Here is a 15,274-nt window from a genome sequence, read left to right on the forward strand (position 1 = left end):
ATTGCGGGTTCACGGAGTCTGGCCGATACGCTCCAGGGCAGCCCGCTTGCCGGCCATATCCTGGTCGGTATCGGCGAAACGCTCGGCAATGGTCTGGAACTGTTCGAGGCAATCGAGGAAGGCATCGCAGATATCGGGGTCGAAGTGCGTGCCTCGCCCCTGACGAATAATCTCGACGGCCTGCGCGTGGGGCATCCCCGCTTTATAGACCCGACGGCTGATCAATGCGTCATAGACGTCCGCCACTGCCATCAACCGGGCGCTGACGGGGATGTCGTCACCCGCCAGCCCTTGCGGATACCCACTTCCGTCCCATTTTTCCTGGTGACTGTAGGCAATCTCCTTGGCCAGGCTGAGGAACTCGGCGCGAATGCCGAGCTGATCCTCGGCATGCTGGATGGCGTCACGTCCCAGCGTTGTATGAGTCTTCATGATCTCGAATTCTTCCTCGGTATAGCGTCCCGGCTTGAGGAGAATATGGTCGGGGATGCCGATCTTGCCGATGTCGTGCAGCGGCGCCGACTTGAACAATAACTCGATGGTGTCCTCGGTGAGAAAGTGACTGAAGCGCGGATGAGCACGCAGATGCTCGGCCAGCACCTTGATGTAATGCTGGGTCCGCCGGATATGGTTGCCCGTTTCGTTATCGCGAGTCTCGGCCAGTGAAGCCATGGCCTGGATGGCCACATCCTGGATCGCAATCACCTCGCGGGTCCGGCGCGCCACTTCCTTCTCCAGATAGTCGTTGTGATCGCGCAGGAAGTCTGCCGCCGCCTTGAGCTTGAGCTGGGTATCCACCCGCGCCAGGACCAGCGCCGGCCTGATCGGTTTGGTGATGTAGTCGACAGCCCCCAGTTCCAGGCCATGGATCTCGTCTTCGGTGTCGGCCATGGCCGTCAGAAAGATGATGGGAATGTCACGGGTACGCGGGTCGCGCTTGAGCTGCTGCGCCACTTCATGGCCGGACAGCCCGGGCATCATCACGTCCAGCAGGATCAAGTCAGGGAGTGCGTCGCCTTGTAGTACGCGCAAAGCCTTTTCACCGCTATTGGCGGCCTTGACCCGGTAGCGATCCTTGAGCAGATCCGTCATCAGCATCAGGTTGTCGGGCGTGTCATCGACCACCAGCAGGGTCGGCGGACTGTAATGACTCTGTTCGGCACTCATGGCGGGTGGCTCCCATGCCAGACTTTGACATCCCGAGGCAACACTTCCACTGCCGCCCCGGCGCAAGAAAGCTTAGCTGCTGTTCTCCAGGGCTGCCCGGCGCCGAGCCCGAACCAGAAGTGTCAGCCGCCGCCCTCATAGCGTGGGTCAATAGTCTGTTTGAGGTATTACCCAACGCTGACCTTGATTGACTATGACGCCAGGGATTTTCGGTCATCCGGATGGACCAGGCAGCACGACCGCCGCTCCATCCATCAACCGCAACGAGGAGCTTGATAGCTATGGAAAAAGTCATCTATCTGCTGTGGCGTGATTCCCAAGTCAGTCCTGATACCTTCGCCCATCGCTTGCGCAGTGAGGTCGCCGGGCAATTGCAGGCACTCGGCACACGTGGTGTGCAATTGAACCTGGCCGATGCCGATGTACAACCCGCCGCCGGCCTGCGCCAGGAAAACAACCGACCATTGCCCGATGGCAGCCTGTCGCTGTGGCTGGACAGTGCCAACGGGCCGGCTCGCCGCCCTTTCGATAACCTGATCAGCGCGGCAACGGCGCGCCTGGCCGCCTACCTGGTCTGTGAGTCGGTCGCCATCGCCAATACCCGCTTCCCTGCAACACCCGGTGAGCGTACCCACGGGTTTGCCCAACTGGCCCTGCTGACCCGCCCTCCACGCCTGACTCCCGAGGCCTGGCTGGACATCTGGCGCAACCATCACACGACGGTGGCCGTGGACACCCAAGCCAACTTCCAGTACGTGCAAAACCTGGTGGTGTCGGCACTGACCCACGGCGCCCCACGGATCGATGCCATCGTCGAGGAATGTTTTCCACCAGCGGCCATGACCGATCCCATGGCCTTTTTCGATGCGGCGGGCGACGAAGCGAAATTCCAGCGCAACCTGGCGGCGATGATGGACAGTTGCAGCCGCTTCATCGATTTCGACAAGATCGACGTGCTGCCCACCAGCCAGTACTGCCTGTAGGACCGGAAAATCGTCAAGCGTGTCAGGGCCCGGCAACCGGGCCCTGACGCTCAGGCCTGCTTCAAGGCGCCATCGAACGCAGGCGTCAGCCCCGACAACTCCAGCTTGCGGACAAAGTCGCCCAGACGCTGCTGCTTGTAGGCTTCCACGTCCATGTCACGGTAGTCATAGAAACCCTGGCCATCGCGCAAGCCATTGCGGCCGTTTTGCATGTTGTCGGCGATCACTTGTGGTGACTCGAAACGCGGTGACAGCGCTCCACTCAGGTAACGCGAGGCGTAGTACAAAATGTCGCCGCCGCCCCAGTCGATGAACTCAAGCAGGCCCAGCACCGAGAAGCGCAAACCAAAGCCGACGCGTACCGCCGTGTCGATATCTTCTGCGCTGGCCACGCCCTCTTCCACCATCCGTGCCGCTTCGTTCATCACCAATGCCTGAATGCGCGGCACGATGTAGCCAGCCACCGGGTTGCACACCACGGGCACCTTGCCGATGCGCTTGAGCAGTTGCAGCAGCCGTTCGACCGCCTGCGGGCAGGTCGCTTCGCTGCGGCTGACTTCCACCAGCGGCATCAGGTACGCGGGATTGAGCCAGTGCGCGTTCACGAAGCGCGTAGGCGTGCTGACCATTTCGCTCAGTTCGGTGACCAGGAAGGTCGAGGTGGTCGACGCGATGATGGTCGACACCGGCACATGCTCGCTGACCCAGGCGAAGGTCTCCTGCTTGACCGCGATGACTTCCGGCACCGCCTCGAACACCAGGTCGCACCTGCGCAATGCCTCTACGGCCTGGGATCTGGATTGCAGCGTCAACCGGGCTATCGCGATGTCGGCCTGTTCCAGCCGGAGCATGCCGAGGCGTACCAGCATCTGCAATTCGCTGCGGATGTTGTTGCGCACACGTTCGAAGTAGCCGTGCCGCTCATCCTCGGCGCGATCCTTGATATCGATCAGGGTGACCGGCAGGCCCGCATGGATGAACGCCAGGGCAATGCCCTCACCCATCCGGCCGGCGCCGACCACGCTGACTTGGGGCAGCGCGGCGTTCATCAGTTGTAGCCCCTGGTCAGCAGTTCGGTCATCTGCACCCGACTCAGCGTGGCCAGACCGAGGTTTTCCAGGGTGCGGCCTTCGGCGTAGAGATCCCGTGCAGCGACGACCGAGGCAATGCTCAGCAGGCCCTGCGCGACCGGCGTCGGCACACCGGCCCAGCGGCCGACGGACACCAGGAAGGACAGGCCCAGGCGGGTGTCTTCGAGCATGTAGCGATGCTTCTGCAGGTCGATGTCCTCGCGCCAGTCACCGCTGTCGGTCAACTTGCCATGGGCACCGCGACCGTACATCCACTCATCACCTTCAGTGGTGTTGTAGTGGTCGGCGAGGGGAAAGTGCGGCGCGCCGTAGGTCAGTGCTTCGCGCACGGCCATGCGCTCGGCATCAAGCTGGTTGGTCACGCGACGAATCGACGGTTGGGTGCCTTCGTTGTGAATGTCCCAGGCCTCGAAATGCTCCAGCGGCCCGGCGTTCATCATGATCAGCGGCGGGTGGATGATAGGGCCTGCGTTCATCAACGCACCGCTCAGGGCGTCTTCAATCGGTTCGACGCTCGGGTAGGCTTCACGCAGCACCGCAAAAGCATGCTCGGACAGGTTGCTGGGGAATACACCGGTCGGCAGGCGGGTGGCATAGCCGCTGATCACCAGGTCGCTGGCGCCATGCTTGCGTACCAGGTACGGCAGCGTACCGGTTTCAGCGAAGGCGACCTTGCTCCGGTTGCCCGCATCGGCCATGGCCTTGGCAAACACGAAACTGCCAAAGGTGCCCGGCGGCAGGAACACCACCTGACCGTCGTGCAGGTGCGGCGCAACATGTCTGGCCAGGTCTTCGTGGGAGGTCGACGGCAGCGGGATGATCACCAGTTGCGCGTCGCCCAGGGCTTCGGCCAGGTCGTCGGTGAACGACAACTTGTCGCCCTTCTGGCCGACTGACAACTGGCGAGTGCCCCGGTAGTCCTTGATGGTCAGCCTGCCGATGGCCAGCAGCTCTTTGAGCGCTGTGGAATCTCGACGCCACAGGCGGGTCTGGTGCCCCTTTTCAGCCATTTCGACAGCAGCGGCGTAACAGCCGTGACCACCACCCAGCACGGTAATATTCATGCAGATACTCCTTTTTGTCAGAGACTCGATCCTATCGAGCCGCACCGCCACAGACTCCTCCGATTGCGCAGCCGAATGACCGATTGCGCAGGTGTCTCAATGCTTCCGCCGCCGCAGGGTGTCCGACGGCAGGCAACCATAGCGTTGCCGATAAGCGCTGGAGAAATGCCCGAAGCTGTTGATGCCATGACGCAACAGGATATCGGTGACGGTTTCGCCGGCCCTGCCCTGCTTGAGCGACTCGTGGATGACCGCCAGGCGCCGGTCGCGGATGTACTCGACCGGCGCCTGCCGGAGGAACTGGTTGAAGCCGTTCTGCAAGGTGCGCACCGAGACACCACACAGTTCGCTCAGGGTCGTCAGGCTGATCGGTTCGTCGAGGTGTTCCTCGATGTAGTCACGGGCCTTTTTCACGTGGTGCGGCAGCGGCGCGCGCGAATCGATCAACAGATCCGCGGAGTAGTTATGCGGCAGCTGCGTGAGCAGCAACTGCATCAGGTATTCGGACAGGCCGCTGGCGAGGCGCGAACCGTCAACGCCGCTGCCGTAGAGCCGGCAGATGTAGTCCAGGGTGTGATAGAGGCTGACGACGCCGGCGCCCAGGTGGTCGACGCTGACATCAAAGATCACCGACTGGCGCAGGCTGCGGCCGAGCAGGCGTTGCAGCTGCGTCTCCAGGGCATCACGGTCGACACGCAGGATCAGGTTGCGGCACTCGCCATCGGTGACGATGCGGCTTTGCGCGAACGGCGAGGAAACGCTCAGGTAGCCCGACTGCATCGCCGCGCTGCGCCGCCCGTGGGCCACCTCGCAATGCCCCTGCAAGGTGATGCGAAACAGATACTGATCGACAATGTCGCCGATGGTGATCTCCACCGGCGCGCCATAACGCAGGTCGAGCAGCGCCGAATCGCCGAAGAACACGCCGTTGAGCCGGGTGTAGATCGGCTCGTCACGCAGCACATTGAAACTGTGGGGGCACAGGTATTGGCTGACCTTGTCCTTGATCTCGCGGTAATCGGCCGAACTGAGCAGGCTGTGCCGTTCCAGCAGGTGTACGTCATTCAACATCAAGGGTTCTCCTGACGTGGAGCGTCTCGGCCCCGCTCCCTTTGACAGGAGCGAGGCCGGGGCGCCGATCGTGGACTATGACCAATCAAGCCCGGGTCGGATACTCCCGGGCATAACTTTCGCGAAAACGACGGCAACCACGCCAGAGCAGCAGCACGGTCAACGCCGATGCACCGGCGATCACCAGCGACATCGACGACCCTACCGCCGCGGGCGATCCGAAATAGAGGTCGGTCAACAGCGCCACCAGCGTGGTGCCCAGGCCCAACCCCAGCAGATTGCTGATCAGCAGGAACACGGCCGAGACCTGTGCGCGCACCTGGTTCGGTGCGAGGATCTGCATTGCCGCCGTGGACGCCGGCATCGGGAACGAGGCGAAGAACATCGCTGGCACCAACAGGGTCACCGACAGCCACAGTTGATCGACTTGAGAGAACAGCACGGCCGGCACCGCCATGCCGAGGGCGCCGATGACGCCAGTGCGCATGGCAGCGTCCTGATGACCTTTCTTGGCCAGATAATCGGTGAGCCATCCACCGAACAGCACCCCGCCGGTGTTGGCCACCAACAGCACGGTGCCAAGCATGTAGCCCGCCTCCATCGGCGACAGGCCGAACTTGCGGATGTACAGCGCCGGGCTCCAGCTCATCAAGCAGAACAGGGCCATGGCGTAAAATGAAAAGCCCAGGTAATGACAGGTGAAGGTGGCGCGGTGGCGGCCGAGGAAGCGCAAGCCATCACCCATCCCGACCTTCCTGGCCCGACCCTGCGCATCCACCTGCAGGCCTTTGCGCGCCGGATCGCGCACGGTAAGCCAGATCAACAGGCCGACCACGATGCCGGGCAGGCCGACAATGAAGAACGCCAGCTGCCAGGCCTTCATCGCACCGAGAAAGGCGACCTCGATGGTGTTCATGTCCTTGAGCATCGCGATCACATAGCCGCCCACCAGGAAGGCCAGACCACCACCGACGAACGAGCCGATCGAGTAGATGCCCACCGCGCGGCCGAGTTTCTCCTTGGGGAACATGTCGCTGAACATCGAGTAGGCCGAGGGCGACAGGGCTGCCTCGCCGACACCGACGCCAATGCGGGCGAGGAACATGTGCAGGAAGTTCTTGCTCAGACCGCAGGCCGCCGTCGCCAGGCTCCAGAACACCACGCCGACGGCGATGATCTTCGGTCGCGAGAAGCGGTCGGCCAGATAGGCGATGGGCATGCCCATGAACGCGTAGAACAACGAAAAGGCCAGCCCGTGCAGCAAGCTGAACTGGGTGTCGCTGATCTGCAGGTCGGCTTTGATCGGCTCGATCATCAGCGCCAGGATCTGTCGATCCACAAATGAAAAGATGTAGGCGATCATGCACAGGCCGACCACATACCACTCGTAAATGTAGGTTTTCTTCTTCTGCAGGACCGCGTTATCGACCTGGATATTCACTAGTGTTTGCTCCTCTTGGAATCCGCTCATGCGCGCAGCGATGCGCAGAACAACGACTGGAAAGTTGCGGGGCAGATGCAAAGGACAAAGGGTTCGAACATGGTCAGGCCTCTTATTGTTATGGGGGCAAATCCCGGGTGGACCGGGCTTACCAGAACTTCCAGGTGTAGGTCGTGGCGACACGGAATTCGTTGTAGTCGTAGCCGTACTTCTGTTTCACGTCGATGTTGCGCAGGTCCAGCCCCAGGCCTTGCAGCGCCCCGCTCTGGACCACGTAGCTGAGCCCCAGAAAGCGTTCGCTTTCCTGGTTGTCGCTCAGGTTGTTGCCACGGTCCCAGTTGGTACCCTTGATATAGCGGGTGTAGAGCTTCAGCCCCGGCACGCCCATTCCGGCAAAGTCATAGCTGTAGCGCGCCCCCCAGGACTTTTCATCCGGGCGGACAAACCCCAGGGACGACCAGTGCACCAGGTAAGGTTGCGGGATAAAACCGTTCATCGTCGGGAACACGCTGTCACCGAGCATGCGCTGGTAACTGAGGCCAAACATGTGGGCGCCTTTGAGCAAGGTGAACAAGGCGCCGTAGGAACGGTTGTCGATCTCACCGTTCAAGGCATTGCCATCTTCATTGTTATTGAAGTAGCGCAAGTCGGTTTTAAGTTTGTAGCCACTGCCCAGGTCAGCCATATGCATCAGGCCGAAATAGTGTTGCTGATAAATGTCGTGCAACACGCCGTAGAAATAACTGGCTTGCAAGTTTTTGGCAATGTCGTAAGTTGCGCCGCCGAAGTCCAGGCCGTCACTGTCGAGATTATCGGTGGAACCAAACTTGTATAGCTTCTCGTGGTTGGAAGATTCCCGTGTCACGGCGGACCAGAACCGGCCACCGGTCATCGTCAACCCATCGACTTCCCTGGACTCGACCACGGCGCCTTGATAGATCGTATCCAGTTGCCGACTGGGGTCATCGGACGCCACCGGCAGTTGTGGACGAAGGTCACCGACCTTCAACTCGGTCTTGCTGTAGCGCATCTTGAAAGTTGCACCGGCGCGACTGTAGTCATCGGCCGTCTGCTGGTCGCGGACGCTGTACGGCAGCGAACCGTCATTGCCCGACGAATCCAGGCGCACCGCGTACTGCGCATCCACATCAAGGCCGATTGCCAGGGCCGTGTCGGTGTAACCGGAGGTAAACTGCGCATCGAAACCCTGGGACCAACTATGCACTTCAGAAACCGGCGCATTGGTATTGGTGTAGTTACGGTGCAAGTAGAAGTTTCGCGTATCCACTTTCAAGTGACTGTCATCAACAACATCGGCATAGGCTGTCAATGGCGAACAGATAATTCCCAACACGCCGGCAATACCGAGCCCACGGCAACATTGCTTTACCTGATACATCTAACTTCTCCACATCTGTATGTGCTGGGCACTGTATTTATAGGAGCAGATTCGAACTAAAAACTAAAAATGCCGGCAGCCGAACACCGAGCCTTCTTGCACAGCAAGGCGGATTGCATCAGGAATATAAAGAACGATGGGTTCGAGCATTGTCAGGCCTATTGTTGTTATGGGGTAAAGCGCCAGGCGGGCTCAAAGGAACAGCCCGCCAAGACGACACGCCTCTTGTCTACCCAAGGTAAGTGAGTAGGCGCCGCGCCGATATCGAGATGAACAGCATCCGTTGAGGGGAAAACTTCAACCCGGCTAAAGGTTTCCCTTAGTCGACTCAAAAGCGCAGGGCACACGGTGGGAGATGGCAAGCCTGAATTGCATAAGCCTTCCTTAAGCGAGGTCTTGTTGTTGGATGGGCCCTAAGCTAGCGATTGCCCTGCCTGCCAACCTCCCCGATTGCGCAGGCGATTCTCCAATTGCGCAGCCTGATGCAGACTGCCTGAGCACTGCAGCCTGCAAGCCCCCCTGCAGCAACAGCACTTCGCCGCGCCATTCGGCGAACTGGAAGCCCATCCCCTGGCGCCGGGCCATCCGGAGGCGGACAAGCTGCTGATGCTCTATCGCAATCTCGAGATGGCTATTGCAAAGGCTGGATTGCAGCGCTCCGGGTACCGGCGAACGCACTCGTGCCAAGCCAGCGCCACAGGTTTTCCGCATCCTGCACAGCGCCGTCTACACGCAGCTCTCGCGACTGAAGAACCTCCCTTGGTGTGCGGTCGCCAGTCCACACCTCGGTCAACGCACGCACGCTAGAGTCCACGACGAGCGTGAGCTCGCGTCCGGGGTCGTCGCGGCACAGATCTGCCACACCATGTTCGACCACGAGCCACCACTCTTGCTCGCCGGACCGCGCGTCGCGGAACCTGAAGTGAATGACCACCGCCCGGGACGGGAACATCTCGATGCGCGCGAACCGGCGCACGTCCCACATGAGCAGGCCCGCGTCGAGTTCGTTATCGCGAAGGCGACTACCTATCCAACGCGCGCCCCAATGCCCTAGCGCCATGATGATGGGGCGCAGTTCCTCGCCTGCCTCGGTCAGGCTGTACTCCCAGACTTTGCCCGTGGCCGTGCGATGTACGACACCGATATCTTCCAGGTGGCGCAGCCGCTGTGCCAGCAAGCTGGTGGACATCCGTGGTACGCCGCGGTGCAGTTCATTGAAGCGTTTACTGCCGCACAGCAGCTCGCGCACGACCAAAGGCGTCCAGCGCTCGCACAGTGCTTCAGCACCGCGCGCGACCGTACAGAACTGACCGTAGCTTTCATCCATCGCCCGTACTCCGCAAATACAACGCTTCAGATTCTGAACTAGCCTCGCGGTATCGCCACGTGCACGCTGAAACCTGCGAAAGCCACCGTCTCAGGAGAACGCCATGACCAAGATAGCCATCATTCAGCGGCCGCCAGTGCTGCTCGATCGCAGCGCGACGATCGCCCGAGCCGTGCAATCGGTCGCTGAGGCGGCGGTGGCGGGAGCCTCGCTGATCGTTTTGCCCGAACAGTTCATTCCAGGTTACCCGTCATGGATCTGGCGGCTGGCGGCGGGAAAAGACGGGGCTTTAATGGGCCAGTTACACACGCGTCTGCTGGCCAACGCCGTTGATATCGCGAACGGTGACCTGAACGAATTGTGCGAGGCCGCCAGCGCTCATGTCGTGACGATCGTGTGCGGCATCAATGAATGCGACCGGCGCCATGGCGGCGGCACGCTCTACAACAGCGTAGTCGTTATCGGTACGAACGGCGAAGTGCTCAACCGGCATCGCAAGCTGATGCCAACGAACCCCGAGCGCATGGTCCATGGTTTCGGTGATGCGTCAGGGTTACGTACGGTCGATACACCGGTCGGCCGTGTTGGAACACTCATCTGCTGGGAAAGCTACATGCCCCTGGCACGCTATTCACTGTATGCCCAGGGGGTGGAGATCTACATCGCACCCACGTATGACAGTGGCGATGGCTGGATCAGCACGATGCGTCACATTGCACTGGAAGGTCGGTGCTGGGTGATCGGCAGTGGCACCTCGCTGCGCGGCAGCGACATCCCCGATGACTTTCCGGCTCGCATGCAACTGTTTCCCGATCCGCAAGAGTGGATCAACGATGGCGACTCGGTGGTGGTCAACCCTCAAGGCCGGATCACAGCCGGTCCATTACACCGTGAGGCAGGCATTCTGTATGCGGACATCGACACCTCACTCGTGGCGCCAGCGCGACGGACGCTCGACGTCACCGGGCACTATGCGCGCCCTGACATTTTCGAACTGCAGGTGCGACGCACACCGGCGACAGCGGTGCGCTTCATCGACGAGTGAAGCTAACCAACGCTCAGGCAATCCATCCCAACTTCGACGGTATGTGTAATAACTGATGAAGGAGTCATTCCATGAGCATTCAAAAGTCTTACAAAGGCAGTTGTTTTTGCGGCGCAGTCGAGTTCACCGTCAGCGGTGAGCCGGCCGCAATGGGCTATTGCCATTGCGAGTCGTGTCGACATTGGTCAGCAGCGCCGGTCAATGCCTTCACGCTGTGGAAACCAGAGGCGGTGCAAGTAACTCGGGGGGCTGACAACATTGGCACCTACAACAAGACACCGCAGAGTTATCGCAAATGGTGCAAGAGTTGCGGCGGACACCTCTTCACCGAACACCCAGAGATGGGGCTCATCGACGTGTATGCCGCTGTCATCCCGGATCTCGCGTATTCGCCAGGAGTTCACGTGCATTATCAGGAGGCCAGGCTGCGCATCAAAGACGGGTTGCCCAAGCTGAAGGATGTCCCCAGCGAATCAGGGGGATCGGGCGTCAGCGTCGACGAATAGCGCCAGCACGGTAGCGTGCGGCGATCCGACCTTGCCTGATTACGCCAGTTGCCATCTGTTCGGCAATGTCATGACTACCGGTTAACTGAAATCCAGGCCGCGTAGTTTTTCTTCGCGCATGCCGGCTTGAGTATGGACATTCAGGCTGCAGCCATTAATTCCATTGGTTATGTGGGTGAGGAGCATTCGTTCTATTGCGCGCGGCATGGGTGGCTAATCTAGGGAGGTTGAGGGGGGCAACCGTCAGGAAGGTGCAACCATATGGACGCAAATCCGATCGAAACCGACTATCTGATCATCGGGGCTGGCGCGACGGCCATGGCCTTCGTCGATACGCTACTCAAGGAAACGAATGCACGTATCGTGATGGTGGATCGGCACGGTCGACCTGGCGGGCACTGGAATGATGCCTACCCCTTTGTCCGATTGCACCAGCCCTCGGCCTTCTATGGCGTCAACTCACGGGAGCTGGGCAGCGGAACGAAAGACACGACGGCACTGAACGAGGGCTTGTATGAGCTGGCCTCCGGCGCCGAGGTGATGAGCTACTTCGACCAGGTGATGAATCAGCAGTTTCTGCCGTCAGGTCAGGTCCGTTACTTCCCCATGTGCGACTACACCGGCGACCGCATTGACGACCACCGGTTTACCTCGCTGATCAGCGGCGTAAGCCATCAGGTGCGGGTGCACAAAAAGGTGGTGGACGCCACCCATGCCCAGACGGCGGTGCCCTCGACCCACCCACCCAGATACAAGGTGGAACCCGGCGTGCAATGCGTGCCACTGAACGACCTGCCGAAGATCCAGCACCCACACACTGGCTACGTAGTGGTGGGATCGGGCAAGACCGGGATCGACGCCTGCCTGTGGTGCCTGCAAAACGGTATTGCGCCCGAAAAAATCTGCTGGATCATGCCAAACGATCCGTGGTTGATCGACCGGGCCAACTTGCAACCCGGCCTCGACAGCTTCGAACGAACAATCGGCGGCCTCACGGCACAGCTCGAGGCTATCGCAGCCGCGGACTCGATCCCGGACCTGTTCTCCAGGCTTGAGGCGGCGGGCCAGCTCTTGCGCCTGGATACGTCCGTCGAACCCACTGCTTACCGCTGCGCCACCGTCACTCAAGCGGAATTACGCGAGCTTCGACGCATCGACAACATTGTGCGCCTGGGGAGAGTGAGCGTTATCGAGCCAACGCGCATCGTGCTCGAGCAGGGCAGCATCGCCACGAGCCCAAATGCTCTGCACATTGATTGCAGCGCCAGTGCCATCCCGACACTCCCTGAAATGCAGGTGTTCGACGGCGGCAAGATCAACCTGGTGATGGTAAGCAGCTGCCAACCCTTGTTCAGCGCGGCCTTGATCGCTTATGTGGAAAGCCACCTGGACGATCAAGCGCAAATGAACGCGTTTTGCACAATGGTCCCCCCGCCTCACGTCCCCACGGACTGGATCAGAATCTGGGCCGTCTACCTGGGTAACCAGCTACGCTGGGGAGAACATGAAGGTCTGTCCCGCTGGATCAGGCAGTCGCGTTTGTACTTCATGACGGCGGTGGTCAGGGGCTTGCAAGAAACCGACACCGAAAAACTGGCACAGCTGCGTCGGCTCTCTGTCAGCAGGCAACAGGCTCTGACGAATCTGCCGCGTTTGCTGGAGGCCATCGCTTGAATCGCAGGAAGCGCACATGAACGAGCCACACCTCGAACTGCTCGACATCAATGGCATCCGCATGCAGGTCGCCATCCAGGGCTCCGGTCCCTTGGTCTTGCTATGCCACGGATTCCCGGAGCTGGGGTACTCGTGGCGCAACCAGCTTGCTGCGCTGGCGGCCGCCGGCTACAGAGCGGTAGCGCCCGACATGCGCGGCTATGGCGGCACAGATGCGCCGGCCGAACCCGACGCCTACACCACGCTCCACCTGGTAGGCGACATGGTCGAGTTGGTCAACGCACTCGGCGAACGGCAAGCCGTGATCGTCGGCCATGACTGGGGCGCGCAGGTAGCCTGGGGCGCAGCTTTGATGCGACCCGATCTGTTCCGCGCGGTGGTCGGCATGAGCGTTCCCTTCTCGCCACCGACGCGCGTGGAGCTCCTCAGCGCGCTTGCCTCGCGGGGTATCAGCGACTTCTACATCCAGTATTTCCAGACGCCGGGTGTGGCCGAGGCCGAGTTGGAAATGGACGTCGAGTCGTCGATCCGGCGCATCTACTTCAGTGGCTCGGGTGACGGACCCGATTGGCCGGTGTTCGGCCGGCTGCAGCCGGGCCAGGGCTTCCTCGGCGCGATGGTCGAGCCCGAAACCCTGCCAGTCTGGCTAAGCCTTGAGGACATTGCCTATTACACCCGCGAATTCACCCGCAGCGGATTTCGCGGCGGCTTGAACTGGTACCGCAACATGACGCGCTCATGGGCACTTCTGGCACCTTGGCGCGGTTGCATTATCCGGCAGCCGTCGATGTTCATTGCCGGGAGCCGCGACGGCGTGCTGAAGTTTCCGAGTTCCCCGCGGCAGATCGAAGCCTTCGCGCAGACACTGCCGGGACTGCGCGGGTGTCATATCCTCGAAGGTGCCGGCCACTGGATACAGCAAGAGCGCGCGACAGAGGTCAATGAGCTGCTGTTGGGCTTCCTGAAAGAACTCTGAATTGATTTAAAACTGGAGGGAACCATGAACAATCTCATCGCCACCGACGAGTCACCTGAAGCCGTTCGCCTCATGGTCAGGGTTTACGCCTACTTGCTGCTCGCAGGATTTGCGTTTGTTCCGGCCTATCTGATTGGGTACTTGTACTTTTTTCAGGACCCCACGCTTATATTCGAGAATCACCTGTTCCATATAGTTGCGATCACGACAGCCACCCTGGCCGGCTCGTTTGTTACGTACGTAACGTGGCGCTGCTATCAGTCATCGGGAGATCCGCTGCTGCGATGGATGACGCTTGGTTTTCTCGGCTTTGTACTGATCTATGCGTTGCATGGTGCGTTCACCGGGCAAGCACACCACAATATCTGGCTCTTCCTGCTTTATGGACCCGCCTCTCGCCTGGTCATGTCGATTCTGCTGTTAGTCGGACTGCTGTCGTACCACCGCCCACCTGTTGCCGCGGACCAACGAATGAAGGCCCGCCCGTGGTTGACCTGGATAGGACTGTTCCTGCTGGTCGACGTGGCAGTGGCGTACGTCGCGAATTCGCCGATCGCCAGCAATCTCGCGGTGCGCCTATCGATGGAAGGTGGTGCCCTCGTTCTTTCCACATTGACCGTGACAATACTCCTGCTGCGCCGTATCCGTTCGCCGCTGATGACCATTTTTATCATCTCGGTCACCGCGTTCGCGCTGTCATCTCTTGCCTTCATCCTTGCACGTCCCTGGAACCATATGTGGTGGCTCGCTCACGCGATCTTCGCCGGTGGATTCTTCATGTTGAGCTATGGGGTAGTGCAAGCGTTCCTCACCACGCGGTCGTTTTCGAAGATTTACAGCCAAGAGGAATTGATGGTGCGTCTTGCCGAAGCGATGGCGTATGCCGAGAGCGCCCTGCAGGAACTCCAGCGCACCAATCAAGAGCTCGGGCACCTTGCGGCGACCGATCCACTGACCGGCGCTGATAATCGGCGTCGGTTCATGGAGCGGGTCGAAGTCGAAATTGGCCGGACCAAACGCGGCGGTGCGCCGTTCTCCGTGTTGGCACTCGATCTGGATAATTTCAAGTCCATCAACGATCGCTTCGGACATCAGGTTGGCGATGACATCCTGAAGAGTTTCGTGGAGAAATGCCTCGATTCGATCCGCCCGTATGACGGTGTAGCCCGAGTGGGCGGGGAGGAATTCATGATACTGCTACCTCAGACTTCACTTGAAGGCGCGCACGAAATCGCTGAGCGTCTGCGAAGCACCGTTGCAAATAGTTCTTTTCATGGCCAGCAGCGGTCAACCGTGGTCACAGTGAGCATCGGCGTATCGCAATCCGGTCGCGATGGCGACACGATCGAGGCAATTCTGCGTACAGCCGATCAACGCCTGTATCACGCTAAACACGAAGGCCGTAACCGTGTGGTCACTACCTTCAAAACCAGCCTCCAACCTATGCCTTGACCATCGTCTCGAAGTCGCTGAAAGCGTCGGCACCGATACCCCGTGCCAGTGTTTCGGACTGTGCGACAGATCTCGAAA

Annotated in this window: 13 protein-coding genes; 6 read left to right on the plus strand and 7 right to left on the minus strand. The window is 60.2% G+C overall.

What is annotated here, in order from left to right:
- Positions 1–9: 9 nt before the first annotated feature.
- Positions 10–1,167, minus strand: coding sequence for an HD-GYP domain-containing protein (locus tag PSJE_RS26980; RefSeq protein ID WP_090456060.1), 1,158 nt, complete (start codon positions 1,165–1,167; stop codon positions 10–12).
- Positions 1,168–1,448: 281 nt separating this feature from the next.
- On the opposite strand from PSJE_RS26980, the gene PSJE_RS26985 reads away from it, so the two are divergent.
- Positions 1,449–2,150 (plus strand): EthD domain-containing protein, encoded by a 702-nt coding sequence (locus PSJE_RS26985; protein ID WP_090456062.1) that lies wholly within the window; start codon positions 1,449–1,451, stop codon positions 2,148–2,150.
- Between the two features lie 50 nt (positions 2,151–2,200).
- On the opposite strand, the gene PSJE_RS26990 is transcribed toward PSJE_RS26985, so the two are convergent.
- From PSJE_RS26990 to PSJE_RS27020, 6 genes are all read right to left on the minus strand, one after another.
- Entirely contained in the window at positions 2,201–3,199 is a 999-nt protein-coding gene (locus PSJE_RS26990; RefSeq protein WP_090456064.1) for a 3-hydroxybutyryl-CoA dehydrogenase, read from the minus strand.
- Positions 3,199–4,305, minus strand: coding sequence for an NAD/NADP-dependent octopine/nopaline dehydrogenase family protein (locus PSJE_RS26995; protein ID WP_090456066.1), 1,107 nt, complete (start codon positions 4,303–4,305; stop codon positions 3,199–3,201). The genes PSJE_RS26990 and PSJE_RS26995 overlap by 1 nt, the downstream gene beginning before the upstream one ends.
- Positions 4,306–4,401: 96 nt before the next feature.
- Entirely contained in the window at positions 4,402–5,376 is a 975-nt protein-coding gene (locus PSJE_RS27000; protein ID WP_090456068.1) for an AraC-like ligand-binding domain-containing protein, read from the minus strand.
- A gap of 85 nt (positions 5,377–5,461) precedes the next feature.
- Entirely contained in the window at positions 5,462–6,817 is a 1,356-nt protein-coding gene (locus PSJE_RS27005) for a spinster family MFS transporter (RefSeq protein WP_090456070.1), read from the minus strand.
- A 148-nt stretch (positions 6,818–6,965) separates the two neighbouring features.
- A complete protein-coding gene (locus tag PSJE_RS27010; protein WP_090456072.1) occupies positions 6,966–8,216 on the minus strand; it encodes an OprD family outer membrane porin in 1,251 nt (416 codons plus the stop codon).
- A 631-nt stretch (positions 8,217–8,847) separates the two neighbouring features.
- The gene (locus tag PSJE_RS27020) at positions 8,848–9,543 is read right to left on the minus strand and encodes a winged helix-turn-helix transcriptional regulator (protein ID WP_090456076.1); all 696 of its coding nucleotides are present in this window, start codon (positions 9,541–9,543) and stop codon (positions 8,848–8,850) included.
- Positions 9,544–9,646: 103 nt separating this feature from the next.
- Here PSJE_RS27020 and PSJE_RS27025 point away from each other — a divergent pair, with 103 nt between their 5' ends.
- From PSJE_RS27025 to PSJE_RS27045, 5 genes are all read left to right on the plus strand, one after another.
- Complete coding sequence (locus tag PSJE_RS27025) at positions 9,647–10,588, plus strand: carbon-nitrogen hydrolase family protein (RefSeq protein WP_090456078.1); 942 nt, start codon at positions 9,647–9,649, stop codon at positions 10,586–10,588.
- A 71-nt stretch (positions 10,589–10,659) separates the two neighbouring features.
- Positions 10,660–11,094 carry a GFA family protein gene (locus PSJE_RS27030; RefSeq protein ID WP_090456080.1) on the plus strand — a complete coding sequence of 145 codons (435 nt, stop codon included), beginning with the start codon at positions 10,660–10,662 and terminating at the stop codon, positions 11,092–11,094.
- 261 nt (positions 11,095–11,355) lie between these two features.
- Positions 11,356–12,768 carry an FAD/NAD(P)-binding protein gene (locus tag PSJE_RS27035; protein ID WP_090456082.1) on the plus strand — a complete coding sequence of 471 codons (1,413 nt, stop codon included), beginning with the start codon at positions 11,356–11,358 and terminating at the stop codon, positions 12,766–12,768.
- 16 nt (positions 12,769–12,784) lie between these two features.
- Entirely contained in the window at positions 12,785–13,744 is a 960-nt protein-coding gene (locus PSJE_RS27040) for an alpha/beta fold hydrolase (protein WP_090456084.1), read from the plus strand.
- A gap of 24 nt (positions 13,745–13,768) precedes the next feature.
- A complete protein-coding gene (locus PSJE_RS27045) occupies positions 13,769–15,196 on the plus strand; it encodes a GGDEF domain-containing protein (RefSeq protein ID WP_090456086.1) in 1,428 nt (475 codons plus the stop codon).
- Positions 15,197–15,274: the final 78 nt, after the last annotated feature.

Source organism: Pseudomonas jessenii, from assembly GCF_002236115.1.
GTDB classification, from domain to species: domain Bacteria; phylum Pseudomonadota; class Gammaproteobacteria; order Pseudomonadales; family Pseudomonadaceae; genus Aquipseudomonas; species Aquipseudomonas jessenii.